Source organism: Shimazuella soli (assembly GCF_022511585.1).
Lineage (GTDB): Bacteria > Bacillota > Bacilli > Thermoactinomycetales > Thermoactinomycetaceae > Shimazuella > Shimazuella soli.
Genome location: NZ_JAKWBN010000001.1, coordinates 318,923 through 338,334 on the forward strand (window position 1 = coordinate 318,923; position 19,412 = coordinate 338,334).

At 39.4% G+C, this 19,412-nt stretch carries 16 protein-coding genes and 1 pseudogene; 11 read left to right on the forward strand and 6 right to left on the reverse strand.

What is annotated here, in order from left to right:
* Positions 1–2: 2 nt before the first annotated feature.
* The 7 genes from qoxB (at position 3) to MK805_RS01785 (ending at position 7,202) form a co-directional block, all read left to right on the forward strand.
* Positions 3–1,952, forward strand: a complete 1,950-nt coding sequence (gene qoxB, locus MK805_RS01755) for a cytochrome aa3 quinol oxidase subunit I (RefSeq protein WP_420833044.1) — start codon at positions 3–5, stop codon at positions 1,950–1,952.
* 1 nt (position 1,953) lies between these two features.
* Positions 1,954–2,562 carry a cytochrome aa3 quinol oxidase subunit III gene (gene qoxC, locus MK805_RS01760; protein WP_240873482.1) on the forward strand — a complete coding sequence of 203 codons (609 nt, stop codon included), beginning with the start codon at positions 1,954–1,956 and terminating at the stop codon, positions 2,560–2,562.
* Positions 2,563–2,859, forward strand: coding sequence for a cytochrome aa3 quinol oxidase subunit IV (qoxD, locus tag MK805_RS01765; protein WP_240873484.1), 297 nt, complete (start codon positions 2,563–2,565; stop codon positions 2,857–2,859). It begins immediately after the preceding gene.
* Positions 2,860–3,035: 176 nt separating this feature from the next.
* The gene (locus tag MK805_RS01770) at positions 3,036–4,337 is read left to right on the forward strand and encodes a homoserine dehydrogenase (RefSeq protein ID WP_240873485.1); all 1,302 of its coding nucleotides are present in this window, start codon (positions 3,036–3,038) and stop codon (positions 4,335–4,337) included.
* Complete coding sequence (gene thrC, locus MK805_RS01775; protein WP_240873486.1) at positions 4,334–5,407, forward strand: threonine synthase; 1,074 nt, start codon at positions 4,334–4,336, stop codon at positions 5,405–5,407. The genes MK805_RS01770 and thrC overlap by 4 nt, the downstream gene beginning before the upstream one ends.
* Positions 5,408–5,424: 17 nt before the next feature.
* Positions 5,425–6,339 carry a homoserine kinase gene (gene thrB / locus MK805_RS01780; RefSeq protein WP_240873487.1) on the forward strand — a complete coding sequence of 305 codons (915 nt, stop codon included), beginning with the start codon at positions 5,425–5,427 and terminating at the stop codon, positions 6,337–6,339.
* Between the two features lie 365 nt (positions 6,340–6,704).
* A complete protein-coding gene (locus tag MK805_RS01785) occupies positions 6,705–7,202 on the forward strand; it encodes an NUDIX hydrolase (protein ID WP_240873488.1) in 498 nt (165 codons plus the stop codon).
* 83 nt (positions 7,203–7,285) lie between these two features.
* Here MK805_RS01785 and MK805_RS01790 read toward each other — a convergent pair whose 3' ends face one another.
* Positions 7,286–9,406 carry an NHL repeat-containing protein gene (locus MK805_RS01790; RefSeq protein WP_240873489.1) on the reverse strand — a complete coding sequence of 707 codons (2,121 nt, stop codon included), beginning with the start codon at positions 9,404–9,406 and terminating at the stop codon, positions 7,286–7,288.
* A 129-nt stretch (positions 9,407–9,535) separates the two neighbouring features.
* The gene (gene ade, locus MK805_RS01795; protein WP_240873490.1) at positions 9,536–11,275 is read right to left on the reverse strand and encodes an adenine deaminase; all 1,740 of its coding nucleotides are present in this window, start codon (positions 11,273–11,275) and stop codon (positions 9,536–9,538) included.
* 160 nt (positions 11,276–11,435) lie between these two features.
* Between ade and MK805_RS01800 the strand changes: the two genes are divergently transcribed.
* On the forward strand, positions 11,436–12,155 hold the full coding sequence (locus MK805_RS01800; RefSeq protein WP_240873491.1) for a lysophospholipid acyltransferase family protein: 720 nt from the start codon (positions 11,436–11,438) through the stop codon (positions 12,153–12,155).
* A gap of 27 nt (positions 12,156–12,182) precedes the next feature.
* On the opposite strand, the gene MK805_RS01805 is transcribed toward MK805_RS01800, so the two are convergent.
* Together MK805_RS01805 and MK805_RS01810 are read right to left on the reverse strand one after the other, a co-directional pair.
* Positions 12,183–12,788 carry an HD domain-containing protein gene (locus MK805_RS01805; protein WP_240873492.1) on the reverse strand — a complete coding sequence of 202 codons (606 nt, stop codon included), beginning with the start codon at positions 12,786–12,788 and terminating at the stop codon, positions 12,183–12,185.
* 66 nt (positions 12,789–12,854) lie between these two features.
* Complete coding sequence (locus tag MK805_RS01810) at positions 12,855–13,235, reverse strand: hypothetical protein (RefSeq protein ID WP_240873493.1); 381 nt, start codon at positions 13,233–13,235, stop codon at positions 12,855–12,857.
* Between the two features lie 404 nt (positions 13,236–13,639).
* On the opposite strand from MK805_RS01810, the pseudogene MK805_RS01815 reads away from it, so the two are divergent.
* The 3 genes and pseudogenes from MK805_RS01815 to MK805_RS01825 form a co-directional block, all read left to right on the forward strand.
* Positions 13,640–13,963, forward strand: a pseudogene (locus MK805_RS01815) (ABC transporter ATP-binding protein); the annotation flags it as partial.
* A 101-nt stretch (positions 13,964–14,064) separates the two neighbouring features.
* Positions 14,065–14,757: a FecCD family ABC transporter permease gene (locus tag MK805_RS01820; RefSeq protein ID WP_255724448.1), complete on the forward strand. Its 693-nt coding sequence runs from the start codon at positions 14,065–14,067 to the stop codon at positions 14,755–14,757.
* Positions 14,758–14,925: 168 nt separating this feature from the next.
* On the forward strand, positions 14,926–16,125 hold the full coding sequence (locus MK805_RS01825; RefSeq protein ID WP_240873494.1) for an MFS transporter: 1,200 nt from the start codon (positions 14,926–14,928) through the stop codon (positions 16,123–16,125).
* Positions 16,126–16,169: 44 nt separating this feature from the next.
* Here the strand turns inward: MK805_RS01825 and MK805_RS01830 are convergent, their stop codons facing one another.
* Both MK805_RS01830 and MK805_RS01835 read right to left on the reverse strand, forming a co-directional pair.
* Complete coding sequence (locus tag MK805_RS01830) at positions 16,170–17,300, reverse strand: cation:proton antiporter (protein WP_240873495.1); 1,131 nt, start codon at positions 17,298–17,300, stop codon at positions 16,170–16,172.
* Positions 17,301–18,127: 827 nt separating this feature from the next.
* Positions 18,128–19,201 (reverse strand): hypothetical protein, encoded by a 1,074-nt coding sequence (locus MK805_RS01835; RefSeq protein WP_240873496.1) that lies wholly within the window; start codon positions 19,199–19,201, stop codon positions 18,128–18,130.
* Between the last annotated feature and the right edge of the window lie 211 nt (positions 19,202–19,412).

A 19,412-nucleotide genomic window follows, 5' to 3' on the forward strand; every position in this document is an offset into this window, starting at 1 on the left:
AGATGCCGGAACACTTTTTTATAACAGGAGATCCACTCATTTATGGTGCTTATGTATCGATCATTTTGGTTTCATTAGCAATATTATTTGTACTCACGTACTACAAAAAATGGGTCTGGCTTTGGAGAGAGTGGTTGACCACAGTCGATCATAAAAAAATCGGTATTATGTATTTGGTAGCTGCGTTATTGATGTTATTCCGTGGTGGAGTAGATGCATTGCTCATGCGAATACAGCTCACAGCTCCTAACATGCATTTCTTGGATGCAGAACACTATAACCAGATCTTTACCACTCATGGAACGATTATGATTTTGTTTATGGCTATGCCATTTTTGATCGGTTTGATGAACGTGGCAATTCCATTGCAAATTGGAGCGAGAGATGTTGCTTTTCCAGCTCTTAATGCAGTGAGTTTTTGGATGTTTGCCGCGGGAGCGATGTTATTCAATATCTCTTTTGTCCTCGGTGGGTCGCCAGATGCGGGTTGGACGAGTTATACCCCACTTGCAGGAAGTGCACTTGATCCAGGACCAGGACAAAACTACTATTTGCTCGGATTGCAGATCGCAGGTATTGGGACATTGGTGACAGGGATTAACTTCTTAGTCACGATCCTGAAAATGCGTGCTCCAGGAATGACTTTATGGAGGATGCCTCTGTTTTCTTGGTCAACGTTGATCACCTCTGTGATTATCATTTTTGCTTTTCCAGTATTGACGATCGCCTTAGCACTGCTTACATTGGATCGTGTTTTTGGATTCCACTTCTTTACCTTAGCAGGTGGCGGAAGCCCCATGATGTGGGCTAACTTGTTCTGGATTTGGGGTCACCCAGAGGTGTATATCGTAATCTTGCCTGCTTTTGGGTTGTTCTCTGAAATCTTTAGTACTTTTGCTAGAAAGAAATTGTTCGGATATAACGCAATGGTATATTCCATGCTAGCCATCTCAGCTTTAAGTTTCCTTGTATGGGTTCACCACTTCTTTACAATGGGATCAGGTCCATGGATCAACTCCATTCTCTCGATCAGTACGATGCTGATCGCAATACCAACTGGTGTGAAGGTGTTTAACTGGTTGTTTACCCTGTACAAAGGGCGGGTTGAGTTTAAAACGCCAATGTTATGGGCACTCGGGTTTATTCCTATATTTCTCGTCGGTGGAATAACAGGTGTTATGCTGGCTGTTGCCCCTGCCGATTATCAATATCACAATAGTTATTTCTTGATTGCACACTTTCACTATGTCTTAATCGGTGGAACAGTTTATGGATGTATCGCAGGTCTTATTTATTACTGGCCGAAAATAGTTGGCTGGCTCTTAAATGAACATTTAGGAAAATGGGCTTTTTGGTGGTTTACCATCGGATTTAATCTGTGCTTCATTCCAATGTATATCGTTGGTCTCAAAGGAATGACTCGACGGATGTATACCTATCCTGCTGGTCTTGGATGGGAAACTTGGAATCTGATTGCAACGATTGGCGCATTTGCTATGGGGATCGGTTTTATTATCCTCGTTTGGAACATGTATTATAGTTTTAAACACCGTCAAAATGATACAACAGGTGATCCTTGGAATGGCCGTACGTTGGAATGGATGACTTCTTCTCCAGCAGCAGAGTACAACTTTGCCGTTATTCCACAAGTAAAAGGTTTGGATGCTTTCTATCTGATCAAAAAAGAAAGAGCTGCCGGCGTGAAAGAAGAAGCACCTGAAATAAAACCAATCCACATGCCTAAGCGGGAAGCATTCCCTGTTATTATGTCCGCATTTATGTTTGTTGCTGGATTTGGATTTGTCTTTGAATGGCTGCAAATTGGATTTCTCGGTTTGCTTGGATCAGTAATCACCATGATTTGGCGTTCGTTCAACGATTATGATCGTGACTATTATATTCCAGTAGAAGAAGTCAAAAAGACGGAATTAGCAGCTGGAAGGAGGGTGTAAGATGGAGACAACAACTGCAACAAAAGGTTATCAACCAATGGAATATAAATCAGAAGAAGGCAGATTGAAGATTTTTGGATTTTGGGTATTCCTCAGTGCGGAGATTGTGTTGTTCTCCACGCTCTTCGCTACTTACTTTGTGCTGGTTCACCAGACTGCTGGCGGCCCTGCTGGTAAAGATCTGTTTGAGGTCAACATCTTTGCCATGGAGACTTTCTTCCTATTGACGAGTAGTTTTACGTGTGGTTTGGCTATTTTGTACATGCGAAAAAACTCCATGAAGGGATATCTGATCTGGACCATCATTACTCTCTTATTAGGTTTAGGGTTCCTAATTTTAGAGATTAAAGAGTTTTCTACCTTAGTAGAGATGGGTGCTGGACCAACACATAGTGCATTTCTCTCTGCATTCTTCACCCTTGTTGGTACACACGGATTACACGTAAGCCTTGGGATTGTCTGGGTGACTAGTGTCATGATCCAAGTGATCAAGCGCGGATTTACCCCTGTCACAGCAAGAAAAATCTTTATGACAGGATTATACTGGCACTTCCTTGATGTAGTCTGGATTTTCCTCTTCAGCACGATTTATTTGTTGGGGGTGGCGTAAATGGAACAACATCATAGTGCAAAACCTCATATTGTCGGCTATATCTTTTCTCTGATCTTGACAGTGCTCGCCTTTGTCGACATGCTGTACACTCGATTGCCAATGTCGATGAAAATAACCGTGCTGCTTATCTTAGCAGTGCTACAGTTTTTAGTTCAGCTTATCTACTTCATGCACATCTGGGAAAGCAAAGAAAGAGCCTATCAAGTTATCAGCATCGCATATGGTATTTTTGTCGCCATTTCCATTGTGGCAGGCTCCATTTGGATCATGATTTACAATACTATGCCTATGTAAAGAGAAGACAGGTTGTCTGATTTGATAAGATTGAAATGAAAAATGACTAGATTTTTCCTATAGGCGAAAAAGGATGGTTGAAATCACTCCATCCTGCTATAATAATAGGAATAAAATTCGCTCCTTGATAGAATTTTCAGGAGCGTCTTTTTATATTTGTTCACAGGAGGATAGAAATGGAGAAGAAACTAGTAAAGGTTGGCTTGTTGGGTTTTGGAACTGTTGGAACAGGTGTTTATCGAATTATTCAAGCTCATCAAGAAGACCTTTGGAAACAAACAGGATTGCATATCGAGATTCATCGTATTTTTGTTAAGGATATACATAAGGAAAGAGACATTTCTACTCCTGCAAATATGTTGACAACAAAAATTGAGGATATCCTTTACGATAATGAAATTGATGTAATAGTGGAAGTAATGGGCGGCATCGAGCAGACAAAAGCATATATTTTAACCGCATTAGAACAGAAAAAACATGTCATCACAGCAAATAAAGATTTGATGGCATTGCATGGTGCTCAGATTTTGTCAACTGCTCAAGCTAATGGTTGTGATGTGTTCTATGAAGCAAGTGTTGCAGGTGGAATCCCAATCCTTAGAGCACTCGTAGAAGGACTTTCTTCTGATCGTATTTATAAGATGATGGGCATCGTCAATGGTACAACCAACTATATGCTCAGTAAAATGAGTAAAGAAGGAATGGACTACGATGAAGTGCTTGCAGAGGCTCAAGCACTCGGTTATGCAGAAGCAGATCCTACAGCAGATGTAGAAGGACATGATGCAGCTCGTAAGATGGCTATTCTTTCAACACTCGGCTTTCGGGTGGCGATGAATTTGGATGAAGTGGATGTTCGAGGCATAAGCAGCGTCACTAAGGAAGATATCGCTTATGGTAAATCTCTTGGTTATGAGCTTAAACTACTAGGTATTGCAGAGCGATCAAACAATAAAATCGAAGTCAGTGTACAACCGACAATGATTCACAAATCACATCCGCTCGCTTCGGTAAACGATGTTTTTAATGCTGTCTATATTTATGGTGATGCAGTAGGAGAAACAATGTTCTATGGCCCTGGAGCAGGAGAACTGCCAACCGCTACTTCTGTTGTTTCGGATCTCGTTACGGTTGTAAAAAACATGAAACTAGGGACAAATGGTTTAGGTGTCGTAGCTCCCTATGTAAAGAAACAGCTTAAATCAGATGAGGAGAAATATTCGAAATATTTTCTACGCATGATAGTGGAAGATCAACGTGGTGTGTTAGCGAAAATAACTCAGCTTTTCTCCGATCATAATATTTCTTTTAAACAGATAATCCAGCAGCCTTATAATGGTGGACAAGCAGAGATTATTTTGGTCACCCATACATCATCCAAAGCAGATATGGATCAAGTAATGGAAAAAATGGATTCCACCAAAATGATACACCAAGTGAAAAGCTGTTACCGATTGGAAGGAGAAGCGAAAAAATGAGTACGTTCACTACGAATAAACATCGATTTGGGATTATTGAGCGCTATCGTGATTTTTTGCCTGTAACAGAAAATACACCAAAACTTACTTTACATGAAGGAGATACTCCACTGATTCATGCTACCGCATTGTCAGCAGAATTAGGGATAAACTTGTATGTAAAATATGAAGGGTTGAATCCTACTGGCTCTTTCAAAGATCGTGGGATGGTAATGGCTGTAGCGAAAGCAGTTGAAGAAGGCAGCAAAACCATCATGTGTGCTTCAACCGGAAATACATCAGCTGCTGCTGCGGCCTATGCCGCACGCGCTGGTCTCCGCTGTATTGTCTTGATCCCAAGCGGGAATATTGCACTCGGTAAACTAGCACAAGCGATCATCTATGGGGCAGAGGTGATTGCTATTGATGGTAACTTTGACGAAGCCTTAGATATCGTTCGCGAAATCACCGCGCAGGAACCGATCACATTGGTTAACTCTGTTAATCCTTACCGGATCGAAGGACAAAAGACTTCTGCTTTTGAAATCATCGATGTACTGGGCGAAGCTCCTGATATTTTGGCAATTCCCGTTGGAAATGCTGGTAATATCACAGCTTATTGGAAAGGCTTTAAGGAGTATAAACAAGCAGGTAGAAGCCATCAGCTGCCTCGTATGTTTGGTTTCCAAGCTGACGGCGCTGCTCCATTGGTATATGGAAAGCCTGTACCAAATCCTGAAACAATCGCTACAGCCATTCGCATTGGAAATCCAGCGAGCAAAGATGGGGCATTGAATGCACTTGCAGAATCCAATGGTCATATCGATGCGGTAACAGACGAAGAAATCTTAGCAGCATATCAAAAACTAGCACGTACAGAAGGTGTATTTTGTGAACCTGCTTCAGCAGCATCGATCGCTGGAGTGATCAAACAGCGCAAAGCAGGTAAGATAACTGAGGGTGCGACTGTTGTTTGTGTGCTGACTGGCAATGGTTTAAAAGACCCTAATATTGCGCTGAGTACTATCGAAGGGCAAGCCGAAACCGTACCAGCAACAAGAGAAGCAGTCATGTCGTTGATTTCAAAATAAGAAAGGGTTTCAAATGTATGAGTCAACAGGAAGTAACGGTAAAGGTTCCAGCGAGTACAGCGAATTTGGGACCAGGATTTGATGCTATTGGCATGGCGTTTCAACTATACACAGTGATTCGCATGGAGATAGCATCTGAGACGGAAATTACAGTTTCAGGTGATCATTTAGCAGTACTACCAAAGGATAAATCCAATCTGCTCTACCAAGTTGCAGCACATTTGTTTCAATCTTTAGATAGAGCTGTGCCAGAACTTGCAATCGAAGTCAGTTCTGAGATTCCACTTACCCGGGGATTGGGAAGCAGTGCAGCAGCAGTGGTGGGAGCACTAGTTGCAGCCAATATTTTAGCAGGAAAACCATACACGATGGATCAACTATTCTCGATGTCAGCTCGAATAGAAGGTCATCCTGACAATGTAGGAGCTTCTTTTTTTGGTGGAATAATCGTTTCTACCATGCCAAAAGAAGAAGGAGATGTACCTTTTATTCGCTTTTCTGTTCCGGATTCCTTGCGTGTTTTGGCTGTCATTCCTGATTTTTGGCTATCCACTGACAAAGCGAGGTCTGCATTACCATCTAGTTATGAGAAAAAAGATGTTGTGTTTACCCTTGGACACAGCAGCTTGCTCGTTGCTGCCTTAGCACAAAGTCGTTTGGATTTATTAGCAGAAGCCATGCAAGATAAAATCCATCAATCTTATCGAGCAAGTCTTATCCCTGGCTTATCAGAGATATTATCCGATGCAGTATCCCACGGAGCGCTCGGTGCAGCCCTCAGCGGCGCAGGACCTACCAGCCTCTGTTTTTATGAAACGGATGAGCAGAGAGAATCCCTTTCACGCTTTTTAGCGAAGGTGATGGATGAACATAAAGTCAGTTATCAGTTGCTCGATCTTGTTCCGGATACAGTAGGAGTACAAATATCATAATTACTAAGAATGCACCTTAAAAGTTAGATCAAAATGAAATCTAACTTAAAAGGGTGCATTTTTTACTAGGATTGTGGAAAATTTGCCTTTCATTTTATTGGGGGGAATTTATGCACATGTTGTTGAAAAGGGAAATTTTGCATTCTGTTGTATGGTTTAGGGAGTTGCTCTCTTGCAGTTCGACTTCACTATGCTTTGATTTCCATATAGATACTGTTCTCAGTTCCATTTTGCTGAATGGATGCCAAACCCAAATGAAATCCACTCTTTTGTTTTGGATTTCATGCATTGTTTTCAATAGCATAAAAATATGTTATTAATCAAAGTATGTGCAATGATTTGATCAAATAGAAAAGAAGTGAGAAATGAAAGTTTTACAGTCTTATCAGAATCTATCATGGTTACCTCAACCAAATAGGGTATCCGAAGTTCTATCCTCTGATTTACCACCAAAGAATGAGATAACAACTGTTTTTGGTATCATCACCTATAAGAAGCGAATTCTATTAGCTAACTTGTATCGTGGGTGGGATTTGCCAGGTGGGCATATAGAAGCTGGCGAAAGCCTAGAAGAGACATTGGTGAGAGAAGTGTATGAAGAAACAAAAGTTATAGTGGATAATCCTACTCTTATCGGTTATCAACAAATGGAGGTTTTTGCACCAAAACCGCAACCGTACCGGTATCCATATCCGATGAGTTATCAAGTCCACTACCATGCAGAAATCAAGAAAATATGTGATTTTATCAGTGATGAGGAAACAAAAGGCAGAGGTTTCTTTTCTTATGAACAAATGAAGAAATTGCCCAATTTACAACATCGGTTGGGATTGATTCATTATGTGGTTAAAGTGGGACAATGAAGAAAAAGCCCTTCTGAAAAATAAATCAGAAGGGCCTTTCATCAGTTTGAGAGCTACATACTATAGCTTTCTCATATTGTTGTTTAGAAATCGTTAAAGCGGTATTTGACTTTCGATTTAATTGGAATTTCGATCTTAATGGAATGAGAATCATCTGGTAGATAACGAATCAGGTTTTTTCCAGTAGTGACAGCAGTGCCGTCTTTCATATAGAGACTATTGCCTTGAATGGTCAATCGATATAATCCTGCTGAATATGGTATATACCTGACATACTTTAACAGAGGGTTAATGGAAAATAATAGTCCATCGGTAACAGCATACAAGTGGTGATTTGGGTGCATTTGGATGCCAGCACCTTGTCCGATACCATTTTCTACTACTTGTTGCTGGAATACAGGTATTTTTAACAGTGGATTGAAGGCAAAAATATAGCCGTCCGCAATTCCCCAAATGTTTCCATCTTCTCCTATGGTCAGGGCAGTGATTTTTTTCACGGTTTTCAGAAGCAGTGGGGAGTATTCTCCTACTTTCTGCTTTGTTTTAGGGTCAAAACAAAATAATTTGGCTTCTGTTGCTTTTGGTTTGGTTCCACCACCGCCTTCAATGCTTGTGCCTCCCCAAATTTTTCCGCGGAAAGTGGTTAGGGACGCGATCGATTGATCGGTTACAATATTTCGGTACACAACTGGAGTTTCAGGTTTGTTAGGGTTTACGACGGTTAACGCACCACCATATTTCCCATAATCCGGAGTAGTCCCCATATAAATATTCGTTTGATCTGTGATTACAGCCAGCGGGCGGTTTTGTTCATACCCTTGTCTTAACTTAAACAGCAGTTTTGGGTTTTCTTCATCTTTCCAAGGTTTATTAGGATCATAGACAAGGAGTTTGCCATCTGGATAAGTTCCAGCATACAGTTTACCTTTAAACCATGTCCATCCTTCTACTTGTCCCAATCGTCCTATTTCTTTTACGATATTATGTTGTGCTTGATAGCTACTTATTCGACCATTTAAATAAGCATTTGTATAGATTTTATCTTTTGAATCAGCAATCACATTAAACAAATCAATCGGCTGAGGCGGAAAGGGTAACTGAAAATATTCGAAAACATGGGTTTGGGGGTTGTAACGAAACGCTTTTCCTTCATAATTTCCAGCTAATCCTACCAATGTTTTTCCTGGATAATTTTTTTCTTTAAATTCAACCCAAGTCCAGCCAATTACCGGATTTTTTTGGAGGTCAATGGGTTTTTTCTTGTTATCGACTACAGGAGCATAAGATTTACTTTTGATATCATACCTTAGTAAGAACCCTTTATTGGAATAGTAAACAGAATGTCCATCAGGTGCTAATGGAGAGACTCCACGAGAATCGCTAGGAAAAGAATCGGTTTTCTGTTTAGTAGTAAGGTCTGTTAAGGTATCTACTTCTTCTGTTTCTGGATTTAAAACGATTGTTTGGAAAGCTGAATGTAATTTCACGAACAACTTACCTGAGATATAGTTCAAATCATATGCTTCTGATTGAGTTTGATATTTACTTGGTAAGATTTGCTTCGTAGCTTTTGTATTTATATCCATTTGAATCACTTTTGCTTTGGATGATCCAATTCCGATATAAAGAGCTTTTTTGTCTGGATTATACACTGTATCTTGGGCATATGTATCTCCCGGCGATACCGAATCGAACGATAAGGGCTTGCCGTCTTTGGTATATCCAAATATCTTTGCTTTTCCATAAGATCCACCATAAACAGAACCATCAGGTCCGCTGCTTAGCCCAAATAAAACATCGCTGTCTGCTGATGAACGACCGAGGTCTTTTAGTTCCTCCGTTTTTGGATCATAGCAATAAACATGTCCATTGCGATAACTTCCAACCCAAACTTTCCCATCTGTTGCTACGGTAATAGCCCAGGCACCAGTTGCTGATTCCAATGGGAGAAGTTTGAGTAGTTTCCTTGTTTTGAGATCAACTACGGCTAATTGCGCAGGTTCACCAGTGACCACAGCAAATACAACATCATTTCCTTTTTTGTCTTTGCCAAATGCGGATTCATATATAGTAATACCTTTAATCTGTCCTCCTAAATTCGTAAAGCCTGTATCGCTGTCTGCATGAGAAGCAGGGAGTGGGAAGACACTGTAACAAAAAATGCAAAGAAGGAACAGGAAGGATAGTAATTTCTGTTTTTTCATTTTGACCTCCCTTTATTGGAATTGTCCCTATCTTACAATAATGGAACAAAGTTTGTCCCTTATTTTGCAAATATTTCATAATTACACAGAAAAAAACCGCTTATATAAAGCGGTTTAGCTGTTCTTTCTCTAAGAGACAGACACTGGAATATGTTGAAATGCGGTAACATCAAATAGACCGATATCGGTGAGTTTAATCTCTGGTATGACTGGCAAACAAAGAAAGGCAAGGATAGAAAAAGGATTTAGATGCGCTGGAGCATGTAACTCATCTAAAGCATGATGTAGTTGTTTAAGGTTTTTATTTACATCTGTAAAATTACGAGAACTCATCAATCCTGCAATTTCCAATGGAAGAGAGGCGAGTGTTTTACCGTTTTTCACCACGACTAGTCCGCCTTGCAGACGAGTGATTTCTTCAATTGCAGTCAGCATGTCATCATCATTTGTACCTGCTACGACAAGGTTATGGGAATCATGAGCTACCGTCGAAGCAATAGCACCACTTAATATCCCAAGTCCAGAAACAATTCCTAATCCAATATTACCAGTACGATGATGACGTTCGAGTACAGCAATCTTTAGTTGATCCATTTTTACGGAAGGTACAAAATAGCCATTTGAGACAGTCACATCCGCTACTTTATGTTTGGTGACAAGACTGTTTGGTTGAATTTCGATGACATTTGCCTTTGTACCGTTAATAGGTATTTGTAGATCATGCTTGTCAGGTTTTACAACATGTATCGTTTTCGAGATGGCAGAAGGCATAGCATTCTGTTTATCGATCGATATGATCATCTGTCCATTTTCTGCTATCAATCTACCTGCTTTAAAAACTTGTTGTACTTTTAAGTTCATAAGGTCATCAAATAGTAAAAAGTCTGCTACATATCCAGGAGCGATCGCGCCTTTTTGCTGTAATCCATAACATTCAGCAGCGTTTAGAGTCGCCAGCTGTATTGCCAAAAGTGGATCTAGCCCATGTTGAATCGCTAAGCGAACAGAGTGATCTATACTGCCTTCTGTAATTAACTCATCCAAATGTTTGTCATCTGTACAAAACGCAAATCTTCTCGAATTTTTTTCATTCACGATACGGATAAGAGAAGTGAGGTCTTTTGCGCTCGATCCCTCTCGAATCCAAACATACATCCCTCTCTGTATTCGTTCCAATGCTTCTTCGGCTGAGATACACTCGTGATCGGTTATAATTCCAGCACTTCGATAAACATTGATAGCATCCTTATCCAATCCAGCGGCATGTCCATCGATGTGATTTCGATACTTTAAGGTAGTAGAAATTTTTTTGATCATTTGATTTTCCCCATGTAAAACAGCAGGGAAGTCCATTACTTCTGCAAGTCCGAGCACTCTTGGGTGAGTGAAAAATGGCTCAAGGTCATTTGCTTTTAGGCGAGCACCAGCATTTTCAAACGGAGTGGCAGGGACACTGGAAGGCAGCATCAAGTAAATATCTAGAGGTAGCTCTTCTGAATCTGCAAGCATAAAAGCGATTCCATCGTTTCCTACTACATTCGCGATCTCATGCGGGTCTGTAATGACAGTGGTAATTCCATGCGGCAAAACAACTTTTGCAAATTCTTGAGGAGTAACTAGGGAAGATTCAATATGTACATGAGCATCGATAAAAGTAGGACAAATATATTTTTGTTTTGCATCTAGGACTTGTTTTCCTCGGTAGTTACCGATACCAACAATATATCCATCTGCGATTGCAATATCAGCATGGATAATATTTAGGTTAAAAACATCGATAATCTTTCCGTTTGTAATCACCAAATCTGCCGGTTCGCGTTTGCTGGCGACAGCTATTCTTCTTTGCAGTTGTTCTGGAGATAATTTCAATTTACTTCCATCCTTTCCTTGCCATTTTAACTTATCCAGCAATAAAAAGGGTACATTTCCCGAAAAATATGAATTCTAAATTTGCTATCAGATCGTATGATTGTAATAATATGTATTGATAGAAGTTTGTAAAATATAAATAGAGAGTGAAGATGTCTCTATGAAAGAAATCAAAAAAACGTTCAAGGGAATCAAACAATTGCCGATTTGGATTGTCCATTTTTTGATGGGTGGAAATCTAACTATTACGATTTCAGAAGAGTTGGAAACATATTTAGAGATGAGTCACAAAAAAGAGGGAATGATTCTTGCTATTAATCACTCTAGTTATCTTGATCCGCCTACTGTAAAATTTGCGAGCATGTGTCTAGGTTTTTACCCAAAATTTATGGCAAAGGCAAGTTTATGGACACACCCACTTTTATGGTGGATTTTTCGCTATGGAAACTATATTCCTGTCCGAAGAGACAGTCCACAAGCAAAAGATGCTCTACAAAATGCTTGTGATCATTTAAAAAGCGGTGGTACCATTGCAATCTACTTTGAGGGAGGAATCCCAGAATGGGATGGAATCGAGGATCGGAAACCAAAGAATTGGAAGACCGGTCCTGCTCGTCTACAAAACGAGACAAGAGCAGTGATTATTCCAGTGATCCAGCTTGGATCTCGGCAAGTCATGAGCGGGAGAGGGGTAAAAAGTTTACTTCGGGTAGCGACAGCCTGGTTCCGTCGACCGCGTCGGCATGTACATTTTGGTCCACCTATTAAGCCTGTCCAACAATACCCAATATCAGACAGTATCAAGCGAGATACCAAACGATTACAATCGATCTACGAAGCATTGTGGGATGATCTAAATCCAGAATCTTTGATAAAGTGAGAATCCCTCACCATATGAATGGTGAAGTTATTTGTATCCTTTCTTGTTCTGTTTGATCAGTTTTGTTACTCGATCGATAATCTGCCGGAAATGAGGAACATTGGATAACATAATTTTGCTGACCTCATGTGTATCGCCATATCGCTCAATTACATTTTTTACTCTTTGTGCTAAATTGGTATCTTCCCCATCAGCGGAAGTGTGAAGGTCACAATAACTAACGAGATCAATGAACATCTGATCCTTATCATCCAGCAGGGAAAGATGATGCTCATAAACTTTCCTAATATCAGGTCGTGAGTAGATAACACCTTCGTAAGCACAACTATGAAAAAGAATCGTTGCTACAATATATTTTGGATATCCTTGTTTGGCAGCGAATATAGCACCATCTAGCTGATGATAGTGATATAAATCTAGTTTGGGGCTATAGCCAATATCGTGGAGATAGCAGGCTTGAATCAATAGGGCTTTCCATTCTTCCAAAATATTTAATTGGGTGAGGAGAGATTTCATTTTACGAACAACACCAAGGATATGATGAAATCGAGGGATAGAAGGATCAATATAGTCAGCCAATCTCGTCTCATTAAGATCAGGAACATGTATACCTGCTTGTTCAAATAGATCCAAAAGAGAAAACTCCTCTCTAGGAGAATAATTCCTACTCAATAGAAATTTTCCTTTTTCGAAGCACATTTACGGTAATTGGCCATCAATTAATACTCTTGCACATTTTCGGATATCTAACCATGTATTTTCGTCTTTTTCATTTCCAATGTATCTACAGATACTAGCATTATCGGAAAACCAGTCACATAATTCGATTAGATTTGGTTCTTTTTTTGGAAATTCTTCTGAATAAGATTGGTAGAGAAGGGATTTGAAATCTTTGTAAAATTGAATGGCATAAGAGGGAGTGTGGTTATTTGTGTTTTTATCCCAGATCAATGATCGAAGAAATTTTTGTTTGTCTCTTCTCCAAGTCTGCAAGATCTTTCGCTTGGTAATACTATTTTGGTATTGCCAAATCATAAACTCTGTACGATTGACCCTCAGTCCATTTAATTTTACAACCATATTTTTTATCTCCTTCAAGCAACACTTTTTCCAGTATCCTACCTTTAATAATGATACAAATCTAAGTGTTATTCAATAGTTTTATCGAAATGAAAGCAAGAAAATATGCCTTTAAAGTGGTAGACAATAATATAGATCTTATAAACATATAGGACTACAAAGATCAAAAATGAAGCAGTTCATTTAACCAGAGGACTGCTTTTTATTTTCTTTTCATAAAAAATTAGGTGCTTCGATTTGTAGAAAATGGAAGCAGATTAAAATTCGTTTCGTCCATTTATAAAATGATACTTTCTTTTGTCTATTGACACTATCTTGTCGTAATTATAGAACATAAATGAGTTTGATAATCATTCTCATTTATGCGAGTATACAAAAGAAACAAATCGTCAGGAGGTGAAGAGATGTCGAAACCGAGGTTAATAACAGAAAACTTACATATTTCTTATGGGGATCAAGAGATTGTGAAGGATGTAAGTTTAGACATAACAGATGGGATGATCACGGCCATTATTGGCTCAAATGGTTGTGGGAAATCTACCTTGTTAAAGACGATAGCACGCATTCATCCAACCCGCTCAGGTGCCGTGTTTCTTGACGGGAAAGAAATTCATAAAGAGTCTACCAAAAAAATAGCACAGAAGTTAGCGATTTTACCGCAATCTCCAGATGCACCAGAAGGCTTAACGGTAGCAGAATTAGTGTCTTATGGGAGATTTCCTTATCAAAATCGCTAATCCGAAGCGGGTTGCCGTACTAGCTTCCTCTTATTACTGGCAATGTTTTGTCTCTTGGTATTACCCCGTAGCAGTAGATCGCTGGTGCGGGTTTGATGGTAGTTATTTATGTGATGTACTTTTCTAGCGAGTCTACAAGTTTTATATATATCCTCCCTTTGTTCACTTTCATCGGAGGAACCTTAACGATGATCATGATTTACTTTTTATCCTATAAGCGTGGGGAGGGAATCGAGCCGACACGTCTTATTCTTATTGGAGTAGGAATGTCAGCTGCGATCAACGGTGCTATTTTTACACTCACCGCAAGATTAGAAGATGAAAAGAATGCCTTTATCGCCAACTGGATTGCAGGAAGAATATGGGGAGATGACTGGACGTTTGTGATCGCTCTTTTGCCTTGGATTCTCATTCTTTTACCGATTGTTTTTGCTAAGTCACCTATTTTAAATGTGTTGCAGCTTAATGAAAATGCATCTATCGGATTAGGCGTAAAAGTGGAGAGAGAAAGAAGTATGTTGCTGCTCATTGCAGTAGCACTTGCAGCTGTTTCTGTCAGTGGGGGTATTGCCTTTATTGGTCTCATGGCTCCTCACATAGCTAAGAATTTGGTAGGTCCTCGCCATCAAGCATTTCTCCCTATCACAGCTATTTTAGGCGCTATTCTTCTTCTGATCTCAGATACGATCGGTAGAGGTATTTTAGACCCAAGTGGCATTCCAGCTGGAATCATTGTCACGATTATTGGAGCACCATATTTTTTGTATCTAATGGTAAAAAAATAGTGTTCTTGATAAAACAACTTATTTTATAGATAAGTTGTTTTTCATCATTTGGTTTCTAATAGTTTGAATAAAATGTTAAATTGCATATCATGAAAAGAAGTATTTTAATAGTATATAGATAATATTTATGAAAGGTTTTTTGTATTACATTATAGAAGGTGAAGGAGAATGTATTGGAAACGAGTTTTATGGATATTGTGGCCAGCTAATTTTTTAATATCTGCTGGGATGAGTATGGTGATACCATTTCTCCCTTTATATATTGAAAAATTAGGTGTACACAATTTGCAAAGTGTAGAACATTGGTCAGGTTGGATATTTTCCGCTCAATTTTTGACTTCTTTTTTATTTCAGCCATTATGGGGAACGCTCGCAGATAAATATGGACAAAAATCGATGTTACTTCGCTCAGCTATTGGTATGGGTGTTGTAACTATTTTAATGGCTTTTGTTACTTCCCCGCTTCAATTATTGATCCTTCGGCTGATCAATGGATTGTTTTCCGGGTTTATTTCGATGTCTATTTTGATGCAGGCTTCGGTGACACCAGATGAAAACTCCGGGAAAGTACTGGGTACATTGCAAACGGGTCAGATAGTGGGAACATTGGTTGGTCCTTTGTTCGGTGGTGCACTTTCAGAGCTGGTTGGATATGATGGTGTATTTCTGCTTACAGGCGGCTTAATTTTACTAGCTGGCGTAGTCGTGATGGTGTATATCAAAGAGACAACTCCAAAAAAACGAATGGAAAAAGCTGTTGCAGAACAGCCGAAACCGAATTGGAGATCCCTTCGGATGTTGTTGCCAGTATTCATTGCATCTGCTGTCACCCAATTGGCCATGATGAGCGTTCAACCCATATTGCCCATCTATACCAAAACGATTTACGATGGTTCCCATCTGGCATTGATGGTGGGTCTTGTCAGTGCGATAACAGGAATCGCCAATCTTGTCGGTTCTCCAACACTTGGGAAAATCGGGGATAAGATCGGTCAGCGGAAGATTTTGATTTTCTCCCTCGTGATGTCCGCACTAGCATTTATCCCTCAAGTATTTGCTACGAGCATTACAGAACTATTGATCGGTCGTTTCTTTTTGGGGCTATTTATCGGAGGGATGTTGCCAGCGTTAAACGTATTGGTGAAAAAAATGACGCCAAAAGAACTGCAAGGAACAGCTTTTGGCATAAATTCATCGGCGCGGTTTTTGGGCAATTTAATTGGGCCGCTGGTTGGAAGTTTTGTCGCTACTACTCTGCAAATACAAGATGTGTTTTATTTTACAATCGCATTCTTGCTAATCAATGCAGTGATGATTGTATTTGCCCACAGTTTAGATATCGCAACACGCAAAGTGATAACAAAATGAAAAACAAGGGGGATGTACCATGTCCCTCTTGTTTTTTGCTAGAATCAAGGTGTTTTATAGAAAGTTTTTAATAAAACAGGGGTAATAAGCGTTGTTATCATGACGATGATGAGTATAGAGGAGGCATAAGCAGGATCGATCAGCTTCTTTTCCAATCCTATGGTTAATAAGATAAGTGCCACTTCACCTCGTGACATCATAGCCGCACCAATGCGAATGGCTGATTTGGTAGAGAACGATGTTAATTTTGCTCCTAAAAAAGCACCGAACCATTTGGTTAAGATCGCGAAGAGAGAGCCAATGATAATAAACCAAATGTGGTTTTGTATTCCTACAAAGGAAACAGATAATCCAATCTGGACAAAAAACACTGGGATAAAGATCGTGTAGGCGATCGGAACGATTTTCCTTTTTATTTCCTTTTGACTATCCGTGCGAGAGACGGCTAACCCAGCAGCGAAAGCTCCGATTATACTAGATACGCCAAGCAGATGTGCCAGAGATGCAAAAACGAAGCATATGATCACCGCACTTATGATGTTTTCCGTAGCTTTGAAGGAAGTGCTAATTTTCATAAACCAAGGAATAGCTTTCCATCCAAGCAATGCTATTAGAAGGAAAAACAGTATCTCTTTTCCTAATAAAATCCCAATGTTTACTTTTGTTCCAGTCCATACACCCATCGTGATCGCAAGGATAAACATAACGGTGATATCATCGACTAACGCAGCACCGAGAATCGTTGTACTTTCTCGACTGTTTAATTGACCTAACTCTCTCAATGTCAGAATAGAAATACTAACAGAAGTAGCAGCTAATAATAAGCCGAGAAAGACAGATGGAATTGGTTTGAGACCAAATAAAAGCCCTGTTGCGAATCCTCCAGCCACAGGGAAGAGAAGTCCACCTAAGGCGACGGCAATCGATGATTTCCGATTTTTGTATAGATCAGTTGCATCAGTTTCTAACCCAGCAATAAACATTAAGAAAAGTATTCCAATCTCACTCATATTATGGATAGTTTCCGTAGGAGATACCCAACCAAGTACTGCCGGCCCAACGATAATACCAGCAATTATTTTTCCCAAAATAGTGGTTTGTCCCAAACGAGCACTGAGTTCCCCGCCACATGCAGCTGATACCAAAATGATGAGCAATACGATAATAAAATCCAAGGTTAGCCTCCTTAGTGAAGAATAGCTTGATTTGGAAAAGTAAAGCTTCAGACCTGAGAGAAAAGTTGAAACTTCAACTGTTTTGCAATATTCTTAAGGTAATCTCATCAGCGTTGTCAAGACGATGATGCTACATGGTAACATGAGTCATTCGACTGTGAGAACGAGTCAAGGAGTCAGTGAGACTCGCATGTCCAAGCGTAGACCTGGAAGTTCCACACCTAATCCAAAACCTAATCAGCCCAGACCTTGTAACCCAAACTTGGGAAAGGGATAGTCTGATCACGTTTTTCTTAGTATCAGCGTGATTGGATGAGATGGACTTAGCTCCAAGTCTGACTGACGTCTTGAGCGACACCTTCTACTACAGAACGGTGTCGCTCACGGTAATTTTCACTCCTATAGTTAACATAATTAATCGAAAAAAGTGATCCATTTTAACTGGATCGCTTTTTATTTTTAGAGCATTAGATTACCAGAGTGGCAACATCTTGGGTTTCCCAACCACACAGACACTGCTTTGCACATGTTTACAGAATCCGTTTCTTCATTTAGAGGAATAGAAGAAAAGAGTGTGAGCAAGGTGGAACAAAATTACAAAGAAAATTAAAATAAAATGTCCATTTGCTACCGGCTGGCTAATAATGATTTAAACATATATATTTGAATAAAACTATTACCTAGGAAACGACGAAAAGTGATCCACCTATATCTTGGATCACTCTTCGTTGATTAAAAGTATAAATTAGTACTAAAAGTGGCTATTAAACAGAAGAAATGATATTGGACCGTAAAAATGAATAGAACGAAATAGGAAATCCAATCATTTATTGATCAGTGCTACAGAGTTGTTGAGTTAATTCCAATAACTTTGTTCCAACTTCTGTGCTGCGGCGACCTAAACCACAGGAACAGGCAACATCAACTTGTTGATTACGAACTTCTTCTATATGACTCAAAATCTGTTGAAGCTCTTCTATACTCCGTTTTTCATGGACAAATCCAGCGATAAAACGAATTTCTTCAGGGAGTTGGATTTGCTTAAGCGGTTCATAATAACTTTTCTCTAATGGCGGTGGAGTTTTTGCCTCAGCCAGTGGAAAATGTATGTAGCTTAGCTCATGTGTTTTGGGCCATTTTTTTATCAATTGATTTATAAAATACACCATTTTATTCAGCGTTTTCGCATGCGTGATAGGCAGGTTATTAAGGTCGCCAAAACATAGATGCAGTCCGATTTTACCTATTGGATTAAGTTGCCGGACTAGATCGAATATACTATTTAGAGCGATATTAACCAACGCTTTGGGAAGTTTATACACTAAAGCTAATTCTGCTGGAATTTCTATTTGCACCAGAACATCTTCTCCAGCTTGGTTTAATATTTCGTTTACTTCATAAGCGATTCGAGAATTAAATACCTTATTATACCGAAAAGCATTGATTGGCGACAGCATACAAAAGGTAATACCTAAACCTGTAGGGATGCCAACTTGAAACTTCAAATCATTTAAGCCCTTTTGTTCTCTCAATTTCTGGAATATAGGATAACTGGTCTGGAAATATTCATGATAGCGAAAATTTAGATGTTCTTTCATACGGTTGGGGGAGTGTTTCGGTCGTAGACGATCTAAATTTACATAATTATTGGGGAAACCATTCTCAGCCCGGACTGATTTCTTGGTGATTTCCCAGTTTTCGGTATCTGCTGCGCATATATCGATGGATGACATTACCCAAGCAGCACGTTTTCCCACGGGATATGCCTCTGATTTCTCCCCTATTTCTCCATCTGGTAAAGAGAAAAGTGATTCACCAAGTGTTTCCAAAGCTTGAATCATTGCAGCTTCTTCATTTTCAAACGGTAGGCTTCCAACTAGGAGTGTTTGACGTTTGGACATGAAAATAAAATCCTCCTCTGTAATTATTTGAATGTAACTTAAACTTACTCCTATTATATCTAATTTTTTCGAATAGACACATACAAGAAAATTTTAAATGCATTATAATTGAATAAAAGGTAGACAAAACTATTTTTTAGAAAATTAAAATACTTGTCCAGGAGAAGTTTCAAATTATAACAAATACATCCCAAAATCATTTCCAGTCTGA

What these genes read in the sequence shown, in the direction of transcription:
- thrC (WP_240873486.1), top strand. Translation starts at nt 4,334, where the DNA reads ATGAGTACGTTCACTACGAATAAACATCGATTTGGGATTATTGAGCGC.
- MK805_RS01800 (WP_240873491.1), top strand. Translation starts at nt 11,436, where the DNA reads ATGAAAGAAATCAAAAAAACGTTCAAGGGAATCAAACAATTGCCGATT.
- qoxD (WP_240873484.1), top strand. Translation starts at nt 2,563, where the DNA reads ATGGAACAACATCATAGTGCAAAACCTCATATTGTCGGCTATATCTTT.
- thrB (WP_240873487.1), top strand. Translation starts at nt 5,425, where the DNA reads ATGAGTCAACAGGAAGTAACGGTAAAGGTTCCAGCGAGTACAGCGAAT.
- qoxC (WP_240873482.1), top strand. Translation starts at nt 1,954, where the DNA reads ATGGAGACAACAACTGCAACAAAAGGTTATCAACCAATGGAATATAAA.
- qoxB (WP_420833044.1), top strand. Translation starts at nt 3, where the DNA reads ATGCCGGAACACTTTTTTATAACAGGAGATCCACTCATTTATGGTGCT.
- MK805_RS01770 (WP_240873485.1), top strand. Translation starts at nt 3,036, where the DNA reads ATGGAGAAGAAACTAGTAAAGGTTGGCTTGTTGGGTTTTGGAACTGTT.
- MK805_RS01810 (WP_240873493.1), bottom strand. Translation starts at nt 13,235, where the DNA reads ATGGTTGTAAAATTAAATGGACTGAGGGTCAATCGTACAGAGTTTATG.
- MK805_RS01790 (WP_240873489.1), bottom strand. Translation starts at nt 9,406, where the DNA reads ATGAAAAAACAGAAATTACTATCCTTCCTGTTCCTTCTTTGCATTTTT.
- MK805_RS01835 (WP_240873496.1), bottom strand. Translation starts at nt 19,201, where the DNA reads ATGTCCAAACGTCAAACACTCCTAGTTGGAAGCCTACCGTTTGAAAAT.
- MK805_RS01825 (WP_240873494.1), top strand. Translation starts at nt 14,926, where the DNA reads ATGTATTGGAAACGAGTTTTATGGATATTGTGGCCAGCTAATTTTTTA.
- MK805_RS01785 (WP_240873488.1), top strand. Translation starts at nt 6,705, where the DNA reads ATGAAAGTTTTACAGTCTTATCAGAATCTATCATGGTTACCTCAACCA.